17 protein-coding genes are annotated in these 20,467 nt (G+C 65.4%); 4 read left to right on the plus strand and 13 right to left on the minus strand.

Translation table 11 applies throughout. From position 1 onward, the window contains the following. Positions 1 to 14: 14 nt before the first annotated feature. Positions 15 to 347, plus strand: coding sequence for an acyl carrier protein (locus KR767_RS15795; protein ID WP_250876940.1), 333 nt, complete (start codon positions 15 to 17; stop codon positions 345 to 347). Further along, entirely contained in the window at positions 316 to 1,575 is a 1,260-nt protein-coding gene (locus KR767_RS15800) for a beta-ketoacyl-[acyl-carrier-protein] synthase family protein (protein ID WP_250876941.1), read from the plus strand. The genes KR767_RS15795 and KR767_RS15800 overlap by 32 nt, the downstream gene beginning before the upstream one ends. Positions 1,576 to 2,270: 695 nt before the next feature. Here the strand turns inward: KR767_RS15800 and KR767_RS15805 are convergent. From KR767_RS15805 to KR767_RS15825, 5 genes are all read right to left on the minus strand, one after another. Continuing rightward, positions 2,271 to 3,470, minus strand: a complete 1,200-nt coding sequence (locus KR767_RS15805) for a histidine-type phosphatase (RefSeq protein ID WP_250876942.1) — start codon at positions 3,468 to 3,470, stop codon at positions 2,271 to 2,273. Beyond that, the gene (locus KR767_RS15810; protein ID WP_250876943.1) at positions 3,467 to 5,938 is read right to left on the minus strand and encodes a TonB-dependent receptor; all 2,472 of its coding nucleotides are present in this window, start codon (positions 5,936 to 5,938) and stop codon (positions 3,467 to 3,469) included. The genes KR767_RS15805 and KR767_RS15810 overlap by 4 nt, the downstream gene beginning before the upstream one ends. Positions 5,939 to 6,044: 106 nt before the next feature. Continuing rightward, positions 6,045 to 7,112 (minus strand): FecR family protein, encoded by a 1,068-nt coding sequence (locus KR767_RS15815; RefSeq protein ID WP_250876944.1) that lies wholly within the window; start codon positions 7,110 to 7,112, stop codon positions 6,045 to 6,047. Next, complete coding sequence (locus KR767_RS15820; protein WP_166948136.1) at positions 7,105 to 7,620, minus strand: RNA polymerase sigma factor; 516 nt, start codon at positions 7,618 to 7,620, stop codon at positions 7,105 to 7,107. Before KR767_RS15820 ends, KR767_RS15815 begins: the two co-directional genes overlap by 8 nt. A 69-nt stretch (positions 7,621 to 7,689) precedes the next feature. After that, positions 7,690 to 8,883: an MFS transporter gene (locus tag KR767_RS15825; RefSeq protein WP_250876945.1), complete on the minus strand. Its 1,194-nt coding sequence runs from the start codon at positions 8,881 to 8,883 to the stop codon at positions 7,690 to 7,692. Positions 8,884 to 8,987: 104 nt separating this feature from the next. On the opposite strand from KR767_RS15825, the gene KR767_RS15830 reads away from it, so the two are divergent. Beyond that, positions 8,988 to 9,422 (plus strand): winged helix-turn-helix transcriptional regulator, encoded by a 435-nt coding sequence (locus KR767_RS15830; protein WP_425602752.1) that lies wholly within the window; start codon positions 8,988 to 8,990, stop codon positions 9,420 to 9,422. Between the two features lie 6 nt (positions 9,423 to 9,428). Here KR767_RS15830 and KR767_RS15835 read toward each other — a convergent pair whose 3' ends face one another. The 3 genes from KR767_RS15835 to KR767_RS15845 all read right to left on the minus strand — a co-directional run bounded on the left by KR767_RS15835 (position 9,429) and on the right by KR767_RS15845 (position 13,056). Next, the gene (locus tag KR767_RS15835) at positions 9,429 to 10,412 is read right to left on the minus strand and encodes a threonine ammonia-lyase (protein WP_250876947.1); all 984 of its coding nucleotides are present in this window, start codon (positions 10,410 to 10,412) and stop codon (positions 9,429 to 9,431) included. Positions 10,413 to 10,623: 211 nt separating this feature from the next. Continuing rightward, positions 10,624 to 11,892: a carbohydrate-binding protein gene (locus KR767_RS15840; RefSeq protein WP_166948128.1), complete on the minus strand. Its 1,269-nt coding sequence runs from the start codon at positions 11,890 to 11,892 to the stop codon at positions 10,624 to 10,626. A gap of 342 nt (positions 11,893 to 12,234) precedes the next feature. Then, on the minus strand, positions 12,235 to 13,056 hold the full coding sequence (locus tag KR767_RS15845) for an SDR family NAD(P)-dependent oxidoreductase (RefSeq protein ID WP_250876948.1): 822 nt from the start codon (positions 13,054 to 13,056) through the stop codon (positions 12,235 to 12,237). 113 nt (positions 13,057 to 13,169) lie between these two features. Between KR767_RS15845 and KR767_RS15850 the strand changes: the two genes are divergently transcribed. Further along, positions 13,170 to 14,117 carry a LysR family transcriptional regulator gene (locus KR767_RS15850; protein ID WP_250876949.1) on the plus strand — a complete coding sequence of 316 codons (948 nt, stop codon included), beginning with the start codon at positions 13,170 to 13,172 and terminating at the stop codon, positions 14,115 to 14,117. Here the strand turns inward: KR767_RS15850 and KR767_RS15855 are convergent. The 5 genes from KR767_RS15855 to KR767_RS15875 all read right to left on the minus strand — a co-directional run bounded on the left by KR767_RS15855 (position 14,071) and on the right by KR767_RS15875 (position 20,405). Further along, positions 14,071 to 14,322 carry a hypothetical protein gene (locus tag KR767_RS15855; protein WP_166948123.1) on the minus strand — a complete coding sequence of 84 codons (252 nt, stop codon included), beginning with the start codon at positions 14,320 to 14,322 and terminating at the stop codon, positions 14,071 to 14,073. The two genes, KR767_RS15850 and KR767_RS15855, sit on opposite strands and share 47 nt — an antisense overlap. A gap of 9 nt (positions 14,323 to 14,331) precedes the next feature. Continuing rightward, positions 14,332 to 14,589, minus strand: coding sequence for a hypothetical protein (locus tag KR767_RS15860; protein WP_250876950.1), 258 nt, complete (start codon positions 14,587 to 14,589; stop codon positions 14,332 to 14,334). A gap of 169 nt (positions 14,590 to 14,758) precedes the next feature. After that, complete coding sequence (locus KR767_RS15865; protein ID WP_250876951.1) at positions 14,759 to 17,902, minus strand: efflux RND transporter permease subunit; 3,144 nt, start codon at positions 17,900 to 17,902, stop codon at positions 14,759 to 14,761. Beyond that, complete coding sequence (locus KR767_RS15870) at positions 17,899 to 19,128, minus strand: efflux RND transporter periplasmic adaptor subunit (protein WP_250876952.1); 1,230 nt, start codon at positions 19,126 to 19,128, stop codon at positions 17,899 to 17,901. The genes KR767_RS15865 and KR767_RS15870 overlap by 4 nt, the downstream gene beginning before the upstream one ends. Continuing rightward, entirely contained in the window at positions 19,125 to 20,405 is a 1,281-nt protein-coding gene (locus KR767_RS15875; protein WP_250876953.1) for a TolC family protein, read from the minus strand. The genes KR767_RS15870 and KR767_RS15875 overlap by 4 nt, the downstream gene beginning before the upstream one ends. Positions 20,406 to 20,467: the final 62 nt, after the last annotated feature.

Genomic DNA, 20,467 nt, shown 5'->3' on the forward strand with positions numbered 1-20,467 from the left:
ACCAGGAGAGGCTGATGAACGACGACGATATCCTGCACGTCATTGCCGTGAACGTGGTCAGGAAGACCCAGGGTGATCCTAAGGCGATCACTCGTTCATCCCGGCTCACCGAGCTTGGGCTGACGTCGATCGACGTCATCGAGGTGCTTTTCGATGTCGAGGAAGACCTGGGCAAGGCCTTGGGACGCCCGATCAAGCTTGATGACGCGGATATCGCAGGCGAGACCGTCGGTGACCTGGTGGAAGCGGTGAAGAAGACGCTGACGCCGCAGCCTGCGGGCGGCCATGCACCGCCACCGCATGGAACGCCCCCCCATGGCACGCCGCCGACCGGCAGGCATTCCTGACGCCATGTCGATGCGCCGCGTAGTGATTACAGGCATGGGCGCCATCAGTGCGCTGGGCGAGGGCGCGGAGGTGCTGTGGGAGGCCGCGCGGGATGGCCGCCATGGGCTGCGTCCGCTGCATCATCCGGAAGCCGGCCAGATCCGGGCGCCGCTTGCCGCACAGATACCCCATGACTGGGACCCTTCCCGGCATTTCGAGGCTCGCCAGTTGTCGATGCTGGACAGGGTTTCGCAGTTCGCCTGCATTGCGGCGAACGAGGCATTGAAGCAATCGGGCCTGGATCTGCACAAGGACGGCCTGGCGGACCGTACGGCCGTGATCGTGGGCACGGGTGCCGGAGGCGACACGACGCACGACGAGCAGGCCCGCCAGCTATATGCGGGTAACTCCGGGCGCATCCATCCGCTGACCATCATCCGCCTGATGATCAACGCACCGGCAAGCCAGATCAGCATGGCCCATGGCACCCGTGGGCCGGCGTTTGCCGTGGCCAGTGCCTGTGCATCGAGCAATCACGCCATTGCCCAGGCTCTATCGCTTATCCGCAGCGGCATGGCGGATGTCGCCATCTGCGGCGGCACCGAGGCGTGTTTCAGTTTCAGTGCGTTGAAGGCCTGGGAGGCGATGCGGGTCATGGCAACGGATACCTGCCGGCCATTCAGTGCGAACCGCAGTGGTCTGGTGCTGGGCGAGGGGGCCGGCATGTTCGTGCTGGAATCGCTGGAACACGCGCGGGCGCGTGGCGCGACCATCCTCGCCGAGCTTGCCGGCGCCGGCATGAGCGCGGATGCGGCGGATATCGTGCATCCCGACCCCGGCGGCAGCCGGCTCGCAATGCAGCGTGCGCTGGCCGATGCGGGCTTATCTGCGGATGCCGTGAATTACATCAATGCCCATGGCACGGGTACGCGTGCGAACGATCCGGTGGAGACGCGGGCAATCCATGAGGTTTTCGGTGAGCATGCGAGGCGCTTGCTGGTGTCTTCTACCAAGCCGGTGCATGGGCATGCATTGGGTGCTGCGGGTGCGCTGGAGCTTGTGGTTACGCTGGGTGCGCTTCGTGAGGGCATCGTGCCACCGACGTTGAACCTTGAGGTGTCCGACCCTGAGTGTGATCTTGATTATGTGCCCCTTGAGGCACGCAAGCATGCAGTGCGCGTTGCGATGAGCAATTCGTTTGCGTTTGGTGGGCTTTGTGCGGTGCTTGTGGTCAGGCGGGTGGATTGAGGGGCTTGTTTTCGATGGGGCGGGGTCGTGTTGCTGGGGAGCCGGGGCGCTGGGTTCCTGTTTTCACAGGAACGACGGGTAGGTGGGGTAACGACAACCCCACCCGAAGCCGTCGTTCCTGCGTACGCAGGAACCCAGTGCGATGCAGTCGGTTGTCGCGGCGGTATCTCCTACGTAAAAGCCGATGCAGCGCCTTTGTCGTGCTGGTAAACCGGGGCGCTGGGTTCCTGTTTTCACAGGAACGACGGGTAGGTGGGGTAACGACAATCCCCCCCGAAGCCGTCGTTCCTGCGTACGCAGGAACCCAGCGCGGTGCAGTCGGTTGTCGCGACGGTGTCTCCTACGTAAAAGCCGATGCAGCGCCTTCGCCGTGCTGGTGAACCGGGGTGCTGGGTTCCTGTTTTCACAGGAACGACGGGTAGGTGGGGTAACGACAACCCCATCCGAAGCCGTCGTTCCTGCGTACGCAGGAACCCAGCGCGATGCAGTCGGGTGTCGCGACGGTGTCTCCTACGTAAAAGCCGATGCAGCGCCTTCGCCGTGCTGGTGAACCGGGGCGCTGGGTTCCTGTTTTCACAGGAACGACGGGTAGGCAAGGTAACGACAGCCCCACCCGAAGCCGTCGTTCCTGCGCACGCAGGAACCCAGCGCGATGCATCGGGTTTTCGCGAATGCGCCGCCTTACGTAACGCTCTTCAAGGCACCACCGACTGCAGGTTCATGGCAGGCAATGCCGCATCGGTCCTGTCGTGATTCAGCCGCTTTCCGGCTGCGTTGACGAAGACCTGCAACGGACACTCCCCCGGCACGGCACAGCCCTGCACACGCACGGGACGTCGCACCATCCCGTCATAGCGATTCGTCCGCAAGGCATCCATGGACGGCATCATCTGCCTCACCAGCACAAACTCGTGCCCCTGGCGTTCGACCAGCGTAAACGAAAGCGCGCCACCGGGCGGGTAATCGTCCGGTCGTGCGGCATCGTGCCAGTCCAGTCCGAAGACGCCGGCGATATTGGCGAGGTTCGTATCATGCCCGACCAGCACGACCGCGCCATAGCCGCCTGCGATAAGCGGCGCAACGACAGGCTTGTCCCCTGCGGCCACCTGCAGCGTGGCAAGGATGTGCGCGGCGAGATTGGATCCGGCAAGGCTGGCGGCCGGCAAAGCCTTCTTGCCCGCGGCGAACTGCGCGTTATGCAATTCGATCAAACGGCCCAGAAGGTCCCTGTTCCCCCGCCCGAATGCCACGGAAGACATCGGCATGCCTTCAGCGTAGGCCAGCATCAGGTTTTCGCTCAACGTCCCGGCAAGTTTCATGGCAGCCCCCGGCTCTACCGGCAGCAGCTTCCTGCCTTCCTGCTGGGCCACCTCTGCGCAGTGATCTGCATGGCAATCGAGTAGCAGTGACTGCAACGCCTTCAATGCATCGTGCGCGGGCGCCTGGTTGGTCGCACCATCGTCGTCATCGTCCTTGCGATAGTGGAAGAGGGCGTTGTTTTCATCGCCCCTGGTGGCGAGATAGCCTGCCTTGCAGCCCGGCGCCAAGCCCCGGACAAGGGCCGCGCTGCTTTCCCGGTTGCGTGGCGTGCTGTCGCCGATGACGACTGGGGACGCGGAGCTATCGCAGGAAGAGGCGGCCAGCCCCTCCTTGTCCAGTTCACTCCTCCAGCGCTCACCGATGGCGCGCATGCCTTCGCTCCCGTGTGCGGTAAGCATGCCCGGCGCCACCGGCCACGCAGGCCACTCGCCATGCGCATAAGCCGCATACGTCTCGCCCGGCTTCGTGGGCGAACGCACGCCGTGACGGATCAGGATCACCTCCGCACGCACGACATCGGTGGCATGTGCCGCCGTGGCGAAGCCCAGTGCGAATATCAGCAGGGCCGCCTTCACAGCTTCACCGACAGGTCGAGGAAGATGCCCCGGCCCGGCAGGCCGAAGTAGAGCGGTGCACCACCTACCGACTGCGTGCCCGCATAACCCGTGATCTTGTGGACGTTGAACAGGTTGTTGACGTCGACGCTGATCGAATAACCCTTGGTGCCTGCCGGACCATGATCGGTGCGATAACCCGCAGCGGCATCCACGCTGAAGTAGCCCGCGATGCGGTTGGCATCCTGGAACACCGGATGGCCGCTCTTGTCCACGGTATTGTCCACGCCGTACTGGTGGCCGAGGAACTTGCCCATCAACGAACCGAAGTAACCGCTGCTGGCGCTGTAGAGCAGGCCGAGTGCGGCCGTCACCTTCGGTGTGCCGGCTACCTGCACGTTGCTGCTCTTGTACGTGGCTTCGTTATAGCTGGCATTGCCGTAAAGGCTGAGCTCGTGGGTCAGGGCAAAGGTCGCTTCGGCCTCGGCTCCCTTGTAGATCGCGCCGCCACCGTTCACGTAGGCATTCTCGTTGCCATTGCCGGTGGCTACCTGGGTTTCGGCGATGAGATTGGAGAAATCGATGTAGTAGACGTCGGCGCCGAAGGTGAGCTGGCGCGACGCATAGGCCGTGCCAAGCTGGTAGTTCTTCGTCAGTTCCGGATCAACTCCCTTGGGACCATTGACCTGGATCACGTCGATGGGCGGCGCAAGAAAACCCTTCGCGGCCTGCGCATACGCCGACCACGAATCGCTGATGCTGTCATGAATGCTGATCGAGGGAAGGGTGGCGCTATAGGTGGCCTGCGCGGTGAGCGGTACGGGCGGCGAGACCTTGTTCAAAGGCGCATCGATGCGCCGGGTCACCTCGGAGTAGCGCACGCCGGGGCTCACCGTAATGCTGTCGGTCACTTTCCAGTCGTATTGCAGATAAGGCTGGAAGGTATCGGTGCGATCGTCCAGCTGATAGTTGTAGGTGGGGCCATACTTGGTGCCCGTTTGCGCGCCGGTGGTCAGGTCCAGCGGCAACTGGTAGCGCGCATCGATGTTACGCTCCAGCCACGCGCCCGCGAGCAGGCGGCCCGGGCCGAGGTCGCGGCCGAAGCGCAGCACGTCGCCGAAGGCGTGGAAACCCGAGTCGGATTGCTTGCCCGGCAGGTCGGCAGCGATGGTGGCGACCTTCTTGCCCTTGGCGTTGTAGAACGTCACGCCGTTGTCTGCCGGGTTGATGTCGGTGGCATCGGCAGCCTTGCGTGCCCAGTGGTCGAAGGTGTTCAGGTACACCTTGTTCTCGATATCCCACTCGCCCACATGCGTGTCGAGGCCGAGGTAGGTAAAGCTGGAGTAATAGGCTGCGTTGTTCGCACCCTTGTAGTTCTGCACCGTGGGATCGTCTCCCAGGCCGAAACGCCAGCCGTACTTCGCGATTTCGCCCAGCGTGGCGCCTTGCACGGTATTCTGGTGCTCGCGGTTGTAGCTGGTGACGAAGGTCAGTGTCGTGGCCGCGCCGAGCTGGCTGATCGTCTTGATGAAGATATGATCGCGTTTGTCGTCGGTGCCCTTCAGGTAGGTGTCGCTCGACTCCTTGGAAATATCCGCGAACACCCTGGTATTGCCGATGGTTTCGTCCGCCGAGACACCACCGGCGCGCGTGTTCCAGCTGCCGATCGTGAGATAGGGCGTGATGCCCGGTTCATCGGACGGATCGCGCGAGCGCAGGCCGATGGTGCCACCGAAGGTGGCGTTGCCGATCGTGCTGCCGCCGCCCGGGCCGCGATCGATCTGCGCCTGGCCGAGCACATGATTGTTGAAATAGGCGGACGTCGTGTGATGCAGGTCGCTGGCGTCGCCGAAGGGAATGCCATCGAAGGTGATGTTGAACTGGCCATCCTGGAAACCGCGCAGGCTGATGCCTTCGTTCTTGCCCAGGCCCGGACCTTCCGGCGAGGTCACGGTGACGCTCGGTGCGTACTTGATGATGTCGTCGAAGTTGGCGTTGAAGCGCAGGCCGTCGCGGATGAAACGCTCGTCGATCACCGAAGTCGGCTGCGATGCGTCCAGTGGGGGAGCGCTGGGCGCAAGCGTATCCACGGCGTTGGCGCTGACACTGACGGGGGCAAGATTCCTTGCCGTATCACGAGTGTCGATCGCCGGCAGGGAGGCTTCGGCCGGTGCGGCGCCGGCGGAGACGTTTCCCGGGACGATCTTCGCCGTGGTCGGTGCCACCAGGCGGTAATCGAGGTGGGTATCGCGCAGCAGGGCCGTGAGGCGCTGCGCAGGCGCCAGACCTGCCGGCACTGCGTGGCTGCGCACGCCGTCGGGAATGGCATCGTCGTACACCACCTGCCAGCCCGTGTCATGGCTGAACTGGTCGAGAGCCTGTGCCAGCGGCATGGCGGCAATGGCCGTTGACGGCGTAGTCGCCTGGACGACGACGGGTGCCGCGCTGGCGAGGGCCAGGGCGATGCACATGGCGAGCGAGTGACGCATGCGGGTACTTCCTTCGAGGGGTGGGAGAGGACACGTGTTGTCGTCCGACCTCATCCAAGAGTCCCGGCGCGGTGGGATGGGTACCGCCGATTCGATGAAATTTTTCTTACAGCGTGCGCGTGGACTGGATCCTGATGCGATCCGGTTCGCGCTGCACACGCACGCCGGAAAGGCTGCCGAGATAACTCACGAAGGCTTCGGGATCGTGCGCGTGAAACACACCGCTGATGCGTTTTTCCGACAAGGCGGCATCCTCGATGCTCAGGGGGCGTGTCGTATACGCATTGAAACGTCGTGCGACGACCCCGATGGGCGTGTCGTGGAAACGGATGTCATCCGGTAGCCATGCGGTGGCGGCGGAGGTATCCAGCACGCTGCGATCCAGCACATGGCCGTCACCGTCGACGTGCAGCGATTCGCCACCGGCGATATCGGCCACGCGGTTGCCTTGTGTCGCATGCCCGAGCAGACGGCGTGCGCCACTGTCGATCCATGCCGAAGACATGCGCCAAACGGAAACCTTGCCGCTGATCACGGCCACACGGGCACCGTCGCCATCGCGATCCACGTCGAACACGGTGCCGATATCCTCGATACGCTGCCTGCCCACTTCCACGCTCAGGGGGCGCAGCGGATCGTGCCCTACATCGAAGGACGCCTTGCCTGCCACGAGAACAATGCGCCGCGCGTGGCTGTCGAAGTCCACATCCACGATGCCGCCAGGTGACAGGTGCAGCAAGGTATCGTCGGGCAGCTTCACCATGCGCACCTCGCCCGTGTCGGCGGCGTAGCGCAAGGGCGTTGTGGCGGCAGGCACCCAGGCCCATGCCATGCCGATGGCCAGTAGCAGCGATGCGGCGGCCGCCACGTAGCGCAACCGTTGGCGCCGTACGGCGACAGGTTTTACCTGCGGGCGTGGATGTTCAGCAAAAAGCGGCACCACGCGTGACTCGGCCATGGCGGCGGCAAGCAGGTCAGCGGCAGGCGTTTCGTCCAGAGCGGCGGCGGCATGCATATCGCCATGCAGGCGGGCAATGGCGAGGTATTCGGCGATGTGGCGGGGGGAGTGCCGCAGCCATGCCATGAAGCGATCACGGGCAGTGGCATCCGGCTCGTCACGCATGTCCAGATACCAGGAGGCGGCCTCTTCGGCGATGCGACGGGTGTCATTCATAGTGCTGCATCCCTTGCCGGCACGCGGCCAGTCCCTTGACGATGTACTTCTTGACCATGTTGGTGGAAACGCCCAGTGCCTCGGCAATGTCGCGGTAGGGCATGTCGTCGCGGTAGTGCATGACCAGCACCGCACGACACTTCGGCGACAGCCGGCCGATCACATCGGCAAGGCGGCGACGACGCAGTTCCCTGTCCACGTCGGCACCGGCCTCGCAGGGCGTGGCCAGCCGTTCGATGACCTCGTCGATATCCTCGCCCGTCACCGGAGCACGCTGGCGTAGCTGGGCATGCTCCTTGACCAGGTTGGCAGCCACGGTGAACAGGTAGGCCTCGGGATTTCGCACGGGCTCGTTCTGCGTGCCTGAGCTGCGCAACAGGCGCAGATACACCTCCTGCACGAGATCCTGCGCGTCCCAGCGATGGGCGACGCGGCGCAGGAAATAACTGGCGAGCTTGGGACCCTTGTCGGCGAGAAGGTGCGCCCAGCCCTGGGGCGTATCGGTCACGCGGCGACTCCAGGTTCGTCGCGGCAGGATGGGCACGGAGTATGTCCGTGGTGTGACGGCGCCCGTCTTTTACCGGTGCCTGCCGGTGACACCGCGGGTCACCCACCAGAAAATGAGGGCAAGCAGACTGATGGCCGCACCCAGCCAGCAGACACCTTGCCAGCCGGCGTAGGCGTACATGGCCGTGCCGGCCGCCGCCCCGGTACCGCTGCCCACGGCGTAGAACAGCATGTAGAGCCCCACCATGCGGGCATGGGCTTCGGGACGCGAGGCGAACACCATGCCCTGGTTGGTGACGTGAATGGCCTGCCCACCCATGTCCAGCAGCACGATGCCAAGCATCAATGCCGCCATGGAATGTTCCATCAGGCTCAGTGGCACCCATGCGCCCAGCAACAGCAACAGTCCGGCGGCGCTGGTACGCGCACCGTAGCCCTGGTCGGCCCAGTGACCTGCGCGGATGGCGGCCAGGGCCCCGAGCGCACCCACCAGGCCGAATGCGCCAATGACCGTATGGGAGAACGCGCGTGGCGGCGCGCTCAGGGGAAGCACCATCGCGTTCCAGAAAATGTTGAACACGGCGAACATGAGCAAGGCCAGCACGCCGCGTACCTGCAATACCCGTTCTTCGCGAAGCAGCCCCGGCATCGACGCAAGCAGGGCGAGATAACCCATGGGGCGCTCCGGTACAGCGCTTCTGGGCAGCTTCAGGCGCAGCGGCAGGATCAGAAGCAGGGAGAACGCGGCGGATACCAGGAACGTACCCCGCCACCCGGCGATATCGCCCATGGCACCGGAGAACACGCGTGCCAGCAGCAGGCCCATCAGTACGCCACCTTGCGCGATACCCACGACCCGGCCACGGCTACCGGGTGGCGACACGCTGGCGGCATAGGCGATCAGGCCCTGGGTCATGGCCGTTGCCAGCATGCCGATACCTGCCATGCCCGCCAGCAGCAGGTACCACTCGTGCACCATGGCGACACAGGCCAGCAGGCCCGACAACAGCAGGGACTGGATCACCATCAGGCGGCGTCGCTCGACGCGATCACCCAGCGGCACCAGGAAGACCAGCGCCAGGGCGCATCCGACCTGCGTCGCGGTCATGACCTGTCCCAGCCGGGCATCCGACACGCTGAATTCCCGGCCGATGGCATCGAGCAGGGGCTGGGCGTAATACACATTGGCGACACAAAGGCCGCATGCGAGGGCGAACAGCAGCGCGACGCCGCGCGATGGCGGCACCGACAAGTCAGTGGACATGGGGGCTTCCTTAATGGTTGCAAATTGAAACTAGTGGAAGGCTAGGCTACATGGTTTTAAAATGCAACCTTGCTGACCGGAGTCGCAGAACCATGAGCGAGCGCATCCACCCCACCAGCGCCATCTGCCCGGTGGCCCGTTTTCTCGATGCGATCGGTGATCGCTGGTCCTTGCTGATCGTGCGCGATGCCTTCGACGGTTCACGGCGATTCGGCGACTTCCAGCGTGAACTGGGCGTGGCCCGCAATATCCTCACCGACCGTTTGCGACGACTGGTGGATGCCGGTGTGCTGGAGCTGCAGCCGGCGTCGGATGGCAGCTCTTACCAGGAATATGTGCTTACAGCGGCGGGAGAACAGCTCTTCCCCGTGGTGGTGGCGATGCGCCAGTGGGGTGAAAAAAACCTGTTCGAGCGTGGCGAGCGCTGCTCGCGGATGGTCGATACGAAAACCGGAAAGCCCGTTCCCTACATGGCGCCCCTGGCGAGCGACGGCAGCGTACTGCCCGCCGCTCGCACGGAAATCCGGCGCCCGGGGTGAGGCGGTTCAGCCGTCTTCGCGAAGGATGCTGGCGTAAAGCCCGGGGTCGGCATTGGAGCCGGAAACCACGATGGCCGTGGCTCCGCCATGCACAGGGGCCTTGCCGAAAAGCAGGGCAGCCAGTGCCACGGCACCGCCGGGCTCGATCACCAGCTTCATCGAGCGGAAGGCGAAGCGCATGGCATCGCGTACTTCGTCTTCGCTTACGATCAGGCCGCCGCTCAGCAGCGCCTGGTTGATCGGAAAGGTGAGTTCGCCGGGTGAGGGCGTCATCAGTGCATCGCAGATGGTGCGGGCGTCCTTTGCCACCACCTGCCGGGTGCCCGTGGCGAGTGAGCGCGCGGTATCGTCGAAGGTCGCAGGCTCCACGCAGTAAACGTGCGTTTCCGGGCGCGTGCCTTTTACCGCCGTCGCGACACCGGCCGTCAGCCCGCCACCGCCGCAACAGACCAGCACGCTGGTGACATCCACGCCCATGGCGGCAGACTGCTCCATGATTTCCAGTCCCACGGTGCCCTGGCCGGCCATGATGTAAGGGTCGTCGAACGGCGGCACGCGCACGGCGCCCCGTGACTGCGCGATACCGGCAGCGATGTCCTCGCGCGATTCGTTGAAGCGATCGTAGAGCACCACCTCGGCACCGAGCCGGCGGGTGTTCTCCAGTTTGTTGGCGGGTGCATCGGCGGGCATGACGATGGTGGCGGGAATACCGAGGCGACGGGCGGCGGCTGCGACGCCCTGGGCGTGGTTGCCGCTGGACCACGCCACGACGCCGGCCTTGCGTTCCACATCGTTGAGTCGCGAAAGACGGTTATAGGCACCACGAAACTTGAACGAACCGGTGTGCTGGGCACCTTCGAACTTCACGAGCACGCGGTGGCCGGCATGATCATTGAGGGTGTCGAATTCGAGCAGCGGCGTGCGCACGGCCACACACTTCAGTTGTTCGGCGGCCGAGTGGACATCGGTGATGTCGATGGCGAAGCTCACGGGCATTTCCTTGGCGGCAGGCGATCTGCCGAAGCTTAGCCTGTCGAAGCAACGCACCGCCACGCTACCCTGTAGGAGCGCGCCTTGCGCGTGACCGCTCTTCGCGAAAACCTGTCGCGCGCAAGGCGCGCTCCTACAAAAAATCCCACGAGCGGTGAGAGACGGCCAGGGAAAGTCCGGGAGCCGTGAGGGGCGGCTCCCGGAGGGTGGGTTACTTGCCCAGGTTGCTCAGGAAGCGCTTCGTGTACTGCAACACCGTGGTGGACGGCAGTGAGTTGCAGGTGGGCGAGGCGGTGCCCTGCGAGCACGGCGTGTCGCGGTCGAGCGACCAGAAGTGCACGCCCGCCAGCTTGTTGGTCGCCGCGTAGCTGGTCACCTTGTCGATGTCGGCGATCTGGAACACGTTGCTGGAGACGTCGTTCACGCCGATCATCGGGGTGATCTCGATCTTGCTCAGCGGAATGCCGTAGGTGTGCTGCAGGTTCTGCACGGCCTGGATCGCCGACTGGCCCATGTCGCAGACGCCACCGCTCTTGACCACGCAGACACTGGGAATACCGCTGCCGTAATCCATGGTCATCAGGTTGATGGTGTAGTTCTGCAGGCCGGAGGCCTTCACCAGCTTCACCACGGCATCGCCCGTGCTGTTCACGCCACCGTAGCTGCCGTCGGAAGCGCCGAGCGTGGCAAGGGTGAACGAGAAGCGCAGGTTCGGGTAGAAGCCGGCGGCATATACCGCGCCGTTGACCAGCGACTGCAGCTGGGCCTGCGACTGGCCGGCTTCGATGTCGAAGTCCACGCCCACCAGGTGCGCGCCGTTGTAGCGGTCGATGAAGGCCTTCAGGTTCATCGGGCTGCCGCAGGTGAAGCTGCCTGCTGCACCACCGGTGGAAATCACATAGTTGATACCCGCGCTGTTGATCCGCGCGATGTTGGCGCTGGCGAACGCCGCGCCCGGCACGCCACCCCAGTTCTCGCTGCCGCACTCGCCGGTGGCAAAGGCCAGCGTGATGGCGCCGAGGTTCGGTACCTGGGTGGATACGAGGCTGCCTGCACCGACCACGGGAATCCGCGTGCCGGTCACGCTGGTCGAGATGATGTTGGTGTTCCAGTCCATGTTGATGGAGGTGTCCTTGTACGGACTGAACAGCAACGTGCCCGGGGTGGGGGGCGGGTTGTCCGGCGGCGGATTATCGGGCGGGGGCGTGCTGCCGCCGCCATCGCAGGCTCCCTGAGAGGTCCAGGGCTGGCCGCTGCCCGAAGGGCCGCTGTGCGTGGACGGGTCGTCGCCCTGGGTCCACCAGTTGGCCACGTAGTTGTTGCCGTTCTGGCTGGCGGTATTGCCGCCGGTATAGACACTGGATGCGCTCCATGCCGCCGCGCATGCGGTGGCAGCGTGGGCCGATTGCGCAGGGAACAGCGCAGCGGCAATGGCAAGGGCGAGCGTGGCGGAACAGCCGCCGAGGACTTTCAGTGACATCGGACACCTCCCGGTTCGAGTGATGGATCCCGAACGGGAAGTGGCCAGCCTCTCCCCGAACGAGGTACTGCCTGCACGACGAAGCGGGGAGGGGTTTAGTCCTGGATGACAACGTTGTCTACTTTGTCCATGACAATTTGTGACGGCTGCCGTGAACGCCGTTTGCTGCCTTGCCGCGTAGCTTTGCCATTCGTGTCGCGAATGAGGCCGTCATGGCCCTGCTGCATCGCGACGAGGCAAGGGCAAGTAAAGAGACAGATGATGACAACGATGGTCACCATTCTGTCCGATCCACCGGGGACGACCCCGCCCGTGCTTGCCGAAAACGGGGTCGTTTCGTGATCAGGCGTGGTCAGTCCCGGCCGTCACCGATTCCCAGGCGTCGATCTCAGCGATCACGGCGTCCAGCTTCTCGCGGGCACGGTGCAGGGCATCGGGACCCAGCAGAAGGTGCAGCGGCGGCTCGCTGGCGTTGACCGCCTCAATGATGGCCTTCGCGCCCAGCACCGGATCACCGGCCTGGCGACCGGCCATGGCGGCCAATGCTGCGCCGCCCCGGCCCACGCTATCCGTATAGGCGGCGTCTTCCTTTTCGCTGCGCCGGATCGAGTGGTCCGAGAGGAAGTCGGTACGGAAGGCCCCCGGGGCCACCGCCGTGACGCGGATGCCCAGCGGTGTCACTTCCCGCGCCAGGCTGGCGGAGAAACCTTCCAGGGCGGACTTCGCGGTGGCGTAGAGCGCGGAGCCTGCGCCCGGAGCGCGCCCGGCGATGGAGGTGATGTTGACGACGTGTCCGCTGCCTTGCGTGCGCAGGTAAGGCAGTGCGGTGCGCACGATACGGATGGGGGCGAATACGTCTACTTCGAACAAGCGGGCCATCTCGTCGTCGGTGGACTGTTCCAGCGCACCCAGCAGGCCGTAGCCGGCGTTGTTCACGATGACGTCCACCTGGCCGGTGATGCCGAAGGCCTCGCGGGTGGCCCGTTCGGCCTCGCCAGGCCGGGAGAAGTCGGCATGGATGACGTGCAGGCGGTCGCCGGCATGCGGCACGTCCGGGTGGCCTTCGCGCACGGTACCGATGACGCGGTGGCCCTGTTCCAGGAGCAGGCGGGTCATGGCAAGGCCGAGGCCGCGGGAAATACCGGTAATGAACCAGGTTTGCATGGGATGTCCTCCGTGGGTGATGGGGAGAACGATAGGTCAGGCAGCGGAGCTAATGAATATCCAATTTTCTAATCTAGCTTGTAAGCCATGCTGAATAATGCTCTGCTTCCGCCATGGACTCCCTGCCTTCCAGTGCCGACTACAACCAGCTGCGTGCCTTCGTCGCCGTGGCGGAAGCCCTCAGTTTCTCCCGGGCCGCCGAAACGCTGGGAGTCACGCCGTCGGCACTCAGCCAGACCCTGAGGGGGCTGGAGACCAGCGTCGGCGTGAGGCTGCTGCATCGTACGACGCGCAGCGTATCGCTCACCTCGGCCGGCGAGCGCCTGCTTCAGGAGGTGACGCCGTCGATCCAGGGCATCCGCGAGGCGATGGATACCCTGCGACGCAACGGCGGGCGGCCTTCGGGCCGCCTACGCATCCACACCTTCCGCTCCGCGGCGGAAAACTACATCGAGCCGATCCTGGGCGCCTTCGCCCGCGACTACCCCGAGGTGGTGCTCGACATCACGCTCGATGACGAAGTGGTCGATGTGGTGGGTGGAGGCTACGACGCCGCATTACGTCTGGGCGAGGTCATCGAGCGCGACATGATCGCCGTACCGCTGGGGCCGCCGATGCGCCAGATCGCCGCGGCCTCGCCGGACTATCTCGCACGTCACGGCGTGCCGCTGCATCCGCGCGACCTGTTGCAACACCGCTGCATCCGCTGGCGATGGCCCGGACAAGCCCATGCCTATGCCTGGGAGTTCTTCGAGAACGGCGCCTGGTTCGAGGTGACCGTGGACGGACCACTGGTGGTCAGCGACAAGACCATGGCCGTGCGTGCCGCCGTGCAGGGCGTGGGCATCTGCTTCACGGTGGAATATGCCTTGCTGCCGGCGTTGCACACAGGCGAACTGGTGCCTTTGCTTGAGGACTGGTCGCATCCGTTTCCGGGGATGTACCTGTGTTATCCGCAGCAACGCCAGATGGCCCCGGCACTGCGTGCATTCATCGATGCGGTGCGCGACGAGGCTAGTCGCGTAGATGTCCCAGCAATTCGCTCACTTCTTCCTCGGTAAGGCCCACGCCCTCCACGGACAACCACACGGGAAGCCCCGTACGCCGGTTGGTGAGCTGGCAGGCCCCTTCGGGCGGAACGATGCCGATCAGCACGTCTTCCAGTGCGATCGTGCCGTCGTAGATGCTGGCGATGGCAAACCCGTGCTCCTGTTCGAGTACCGCGAACTGAAGTTCCGAATGCCACCAGACGACGAGTGAAGCCATGCGCGCGCTTCAGTACGTGGTGGCCAGGGAGGCGAGGGCGTGCAATCGGTTCGCGTAATCGCTGAAGCCGAGACCGCTGGCGGTCGGATCGTCGCTTTCGTCGAACAGATAGATGCCCTCCATGGCGATACGCGCACCCAGTGCTTCCAGTTCGAGCAGCACGGCTTCGTCGAGCTGGAGATGGATGGGCACCGCGATGTCAGTGTCGTTGCGGGGTTCGCCGCTGGGCTGGGGAAGGCCTACCGGCTGTCCGTCCACATTAAGCACGACAAAGCGATCCTCTGCAATCTGTCTCAGGCAGTAGGGAAAAAAGCGACGATAGAAGGGACGATGCACGGGTTTGCACTGGGGGAGAGCCGGCGCCGGTATCGGTGCCATGACCACCCACTTTACAGTGGATGGCCGTAGCGTGGCGATACCGGTGCCGGCCACCGCATCATGTGCCGGGGGCCTCCCTGCGCAGGCGTCGGCGCATCAGCCAGCGCCATGCCACCGGCAAGACCAGCATGGACAGCAGGGGCGCGGTGACCATGCCACCGATCATCGGCGCGGCAATGCGCTGCATCACCTCCGAACCGGCACCGTGACCCAGCAGGATCGGTAGCAGGCCGGCGAGGATTACCGCCACGGTCATGGCCTTCGGCCGCACGCGCTGCACGGCGCCATGGACGATGGCCGCATCGAGCACGTCAAAGCCGGCATCCGGGTCCGCGCGATGGGCGTGCTCCCAGGACTGCCGCAGGTAGAGCAGCATCACCACGCCAAACTCGGCGGCCACGCCTCCCAGTGCCACGAAGCCGATCACGGTGGCGACGGAGATGGCCTGTCCCAGCCACAATACCAGCCAGAGTCCCCCCACCAGGGCGAGCGGGACGCTGGTCATGATCAGCAACGCTTCCCCCGTGCGACGGAACAGGGCGTGGATCAGCCCGAATACGATCAGCAGCGCGGCAGGGATCACCCAGGCCAGTCGTGCCCCGGCGCGCGCCAGGTATTCGTACTGGCCGGACCAGGCGAGGGTGACACCGGCCGGCAGCGTGACCTGCGTGCCGACGGCCCGTTGCAGCTCACTGACGGTGCGCCCGAGATCGCGACCATCGGTGTCCACGTACACATAGCTGGCCAGCTGGCCGTCTTCGCTTTTCAGCATGACCGGACCGGCATGCAGCGTGATGTCGGCAACTTGCGAGAGCACGAGCTGTGCGCCACCCGGGGCCACGATGGGCAGCTGGCGCAGCGCGGCGATGGAGTCGCGGTCCGGGCGGGCATAGCGCACCACGATCGGATAGCGTTCGCGACCGTCCACGACCTGTCCCACCGTATCGCCGCCGACCAGGGTGGCGATGGTTTCCTGGATATCGCGCTGGGTGAGTCCATAGCGCGCGGCGTCCTGCCTGCGCACGTCCACATCCACGTAACGCCCGCTCGCCGAGCGCTCGGCAATGGCCGAGGTGACGCCGGGCACGTTGCGTGCGATGCCTTCGATGCGATCGGCCACGTCCTGTAGTGCGGCGGTATCGGTGCCCAGCACCTTGATGCCGATGGGGCTCTTGATGCCCGTGGCCAGCATGTCGATGCGATTGCGGATGGGAGGTACGAAGAGATTCGTAAGACCAGGCACCTTCACCGCGTGATCCAGTTCGGTCTTCAGTTTTTCCATGGTCATGCCCGGGCGCCATTGCGAGCGGGGCTTGAAGGTGATGGTGGTCTCGAACATCTCCAGCGGCGCGGGGTCGGTGGCGGTTTCCGCACGCCCGGCCTTGCCGAAGACATGGTCCACTTCCGGTACCGTCTTGATCATGCGGTCGGTGAGTTGCAGCAGCTGTGCCGCCTTGCCTGCCGATATGCCCGGCAACGCCGTGGGCATGTAGAGCAGGGTGCCCTCGTCGAGGGGCGGCAGGAACTCGTGTCCCAGTCGCGACAGCGGCCATGCCGCACTGACCACCAGCAGCAAGGCCATGGCGAGCGTGGTTTTCGGGTGGCCCAGTGCCTTGTGCAACAGAGGGCGATACACGGCGGTCAGCCCCCGGTTGAGCGGATTGTCGCGTTCGGCACGGATGTGTCCGCGCACCAGATAGCCCATGAGCACCGGCACCAGGGTCACCGACAGTCCGGCGGCTGCGGCCATCGCATAGGTCTTGGTGAAGGCCAGCGGCTTGAACAGCCGGCCTTCCTGCGCTTCGAGGGCGAACACTGGCACGAAGGAAAGTGCGATCACCAGCAGGCTGACGAAGAGTGCGGGGCCGACTTCCGCGGCGGCATCCGCCACCAGTTGCCAGCGCTGCTCGCCCGATGGCTCGCCGCCGTGTTCGTCCCGCCAGTGCTCCAGATGTTTGTGCGTGTTTTCGATCATCACCACGGCCGCATCGACCATCGCGCCGATGGCAATGGCGATGCCGCCGAGCGACATCAGGTTGGCCGACACGCCTTGCACGTACATCACGGCAAAGGCCGCCAGCACGCCCAGCGGCAGGCTCACTACCGCGACCAGCGTGGAGCGCAGATGCCCCAGGAACAGGGCGCAGACGACCGCGACGACGAGGAACTCCTCGATGAGCTTGTCGCGCAGGTTATCCACCGCGGCATCGATGAGGCCGGAGCGGTCGTAGGTGGTCACCACGTCCACGCCCGGAGGCAGGCTGCGTCGCAGCGTGGCCAGCTTGTCGCGCACGGCTTCGATCGCGGCACGTGCGTTCTTGCCCGAACGCAGCACCACGACGCCACCGGCCACCTCACCCTGGCCGTCCAGTTCGGCAATGCCGCGACGGAAGGCGGGGCCACGTCGCACGGTAGCGATGTCGGCCAGGCGCACGGGAATGCCGTTGGCATCGTGTCCCACGGGCACGGCGTCGAAATCGTCCCGTGTACGCAGATAACCTTCACTGCGCACCACCATTTCGGCCTCGCCCTGTTCGATCACCGAACCACCGTTGGAGCCGTTCGCATCGCGCAGGGCAGCCAGCAACATGGCCGTATCGATGTGCCGCGCGGCCATGCGAGCGGGATCGGGCACCACCTGCCACGAAGCCTCCATGCCGCCGAGGCTGGCGACTTCGGCCACGTCGGGCACGGTTTTCAGCTGGTAGCGCAGAAACCAGTCCTGCAGGGCGCGCAGCTGGCCGATGTCGTGGTGGCCGGTGCGGTCCACCAGTGCGTACTCGTAGATCCATCCCAGCCCGGTGGCGTCGGGCCCCAGCGACGGATTCACACCGGCGGGCAGGCGGTCGCGCACCTGGCTCAGGTATTCGAGCACGCGCGAACGGGCCCAGTAGAGGTCCGTGTGATCATCGAACAGGATGTAGACGTAGGAGTCGCCGAAGAACGAATAGCCGCGAACGGTACGCGCACCGGGTACGGAGAGCATCGTGGTCACCAGGGGATAGGTCACCTGGTCTTCCACGGTCTGCGGAGCCTGGCCGGCCCAGCTCGTGCGTACGATCACCTGCGTATCGGAGAGGTCCGGCAGCGCATCCAGCGGCGTCTCGTGCAGGGCGACGATGCCGGTCACCGCCAGCAATGCCGCCAGCGCGAGCACGACGAGGCGATGAGCCATCGACCAGTGGATGAGGCGGGCAATCATGGGCTGGCCTCCTTCGCGGGTGTGGGCTGGGCATCGAGACGACGCAGGCTGCCGGAGAGGCTGGCTTCGGAATCGAGCAGGAACTGACCGGACACGACCACGCGTTCGTCGCCCTGCAAGCCGTCGACGATCTCGGTATAGCCGCCGGACGACTGCCCGGTGCGCACTTCTTGCGGACGAAAACGCCCGTCGCCGTCGTCCACGATCACGCGTGCCTGCTCACCGGTTTCGACCAGCGCTTCGTCGGGCACCAGGGGATGTTCGGTCGACGCCGTTGCCTCGATCGTGACGTGCGCGAACATGCCCGGTGCGAGGCGATGCTGCGGATCGGGCAGCACGATGCGTGCGCGTCGCGTACGGGTGTCGGTATCGACCATCGCCAGCAGGGTGTCGACGGTGGCGTGGAACGGTTCGGCGATGCCATCCACGCGAACCGTCACGGGCATGCCGGCCATCACCTGTGCGGCGGATGCCTGCGGAACCGATGCGTCCACCCAGACCCGGTCGAGCCCCGCAATGGTCATGAGGGTCTGGCCGGCGATCACGCGCTGTCCTTCGCGGACATCGACCGTCGCCAGTACGCCTGCGCGCGGCGCGATCAACGTGGCGCCGCCCGTGCGACCTGCACCGCGCACGGCGCCGGTATCGAGACCAAGGGCGGCAAGACGTTCACGCGAAGCACCGGCCAGCGCGCGCGCATCGTCCGAATGCACATGACGAAGTGCTTCGTTTTCCGCCAGCGCACTGTTCCATTCGGGCGATACGAGCGTGGCGAGCGGCTGGCCCGCCGTGACCATGGTGGACGGCGCGGCGGTAAACAGGCGATCCACGACACCATCGGCACGTGCGCTCACCGTGACCGATTCGGTGAGATCCCATGCCACGGTGGCGGGCACGTCGATGCGCTGCACCAGGTGACGCCTGATCACGGGCGCCGTGCGCAGGCCCAGGTTCTGGCGAACGGAAGGATCGATGCGCACACTGGCGCTTCCGCCATCACCGTCGTCGGCATAACGCGGCACCATGTCCATGCCCATCGGCGACAGGCCCGCCTTGGGGAAATGCTGGTCGGGGATCATGGGGTCGTACCAGTAAAGGATCTTCTTGCCTGCCGCTTCAGGCGCGGATGGCGCAGGGGTATCTGCATGGCGTCCGGCCACGAAGCCGGCGGCGATGGCTGCGGCCAGGGCGGTGGTCACGAGGAACAGAAAGGGAAGAGTCTTCACGGGGTGTTTCCTTGCGGCAGCAGGAAGGCGAGGGCCGCCCAGGCGCGGCCGTAGTCGGCGCGCAGGCGCGTTTCGTCGAGACGCAGTGCGAGTTCGTCGCGCCGGGCTTGCAGCAGTGGCTGGATGTCGCCGCCGCCGCGATAGCTCGCCAGCGCAACCGTCACCCGGTCGTCGGCCAGTGGCAGCAGGCTGCCGTGGTGGCGCTCCAGCTGGGCGCCCAGCGATTTCCAGTTCTCCAGCGCGGACTGCACCATGGCCTTCTGCTCGCGGCGTGCATCCTCATGCTCGTCGCGCACGGCATCCGCATCCGCCGTTCGCGCGGAAATGCCGCGATCCTGGCGGTTGCGGGTGAACAACGGCAGGCTCACGCCGACCTGCAACGACACCATGTCGGACAGGCCACGCACACGCGAGCCATAGCTGGCGCCGATGCTCCAGTCGGGATGCTTATCGGCACGGGCGCTGGCAAGCGCGGCGTCGGCCGCCCGCTCGCGCGGCGTCCAGCCCAGCAGCGCGGCCTGCTCGTCGAGACGGCCGAGCAAGTCTTTCTCGCTGCTGGGCAACGTCGCGAAGTCCGGATCGCCGGCCAGCTCGTCACGGCCTTCGTCACCCAGCCAACGCACCAGTTGCGCGCGCGCCTGGGCGAGCTTTCCGCGGGCAGCGTCCATGCGGTTCTCGATGTCGAGCGCACCCGCCCTGGCGGCGAGCACGTCGTTGGCGCTGCCGCCGCCGCGCAGGCGTGCCTGCGCGACATCGACATCCGCGTTCAGCGAGCGGCGCATGGCGTCCAGCGCCGCAAGTTCGCCTTGGGCCTCGGAGACGCCGATCCACGCTTCGGCGGCCTGCCTGCGCACGAGCAGGCCGGTGGCCTGGGTGTCTGCGTCGGCGACATCGATGCGTGCCCGCGCTTCCTCGCGCTGGGCCTGGCGTTTGGCGGACGAGGGCAGCACCTGGGTGATGCCCACCGTGCGCATGGTCATGTCGTCGCCACCGGCGGTGAAGGCGCCGCGCCCCTGGACGGCGAGGTTGTCGATGCCGACACTGAGCTGGGGATCGGGCAGGGCGCCGGCACGCAGGGCTTCCTGGCGCGTGGATTCCGCCTGGTCGCGACGGGCATCGAGCAAGGGTGTGCGTTGCACCGCGAGGTCGGTCGCGGTGGAGAGACTGAGCGTGCCTGCCGTGGCCATTGGCACGGCAAGACAGGCCAGCACCGCCGCGCAGCATGCGCGGAGGAAGCGAACCGGCACGGTGCCGGATCGCGGGGAAAGGGGAAACATGGGATGACTCCGGTCGGATACGGGACAACGCCGCGCACGCATGCGCGGTCGCTAACGGCATC

The sequence above is a fragment of the Luteibacter anthropi genome (assembly GCF_023699965.1).
Lineage (GTDB): Bacteria > Pseudomonadota > Gammaproteobacteria > Xanthomonadales > Rhodanobacteraceae > Luteibacter > Luteibacter anthropi.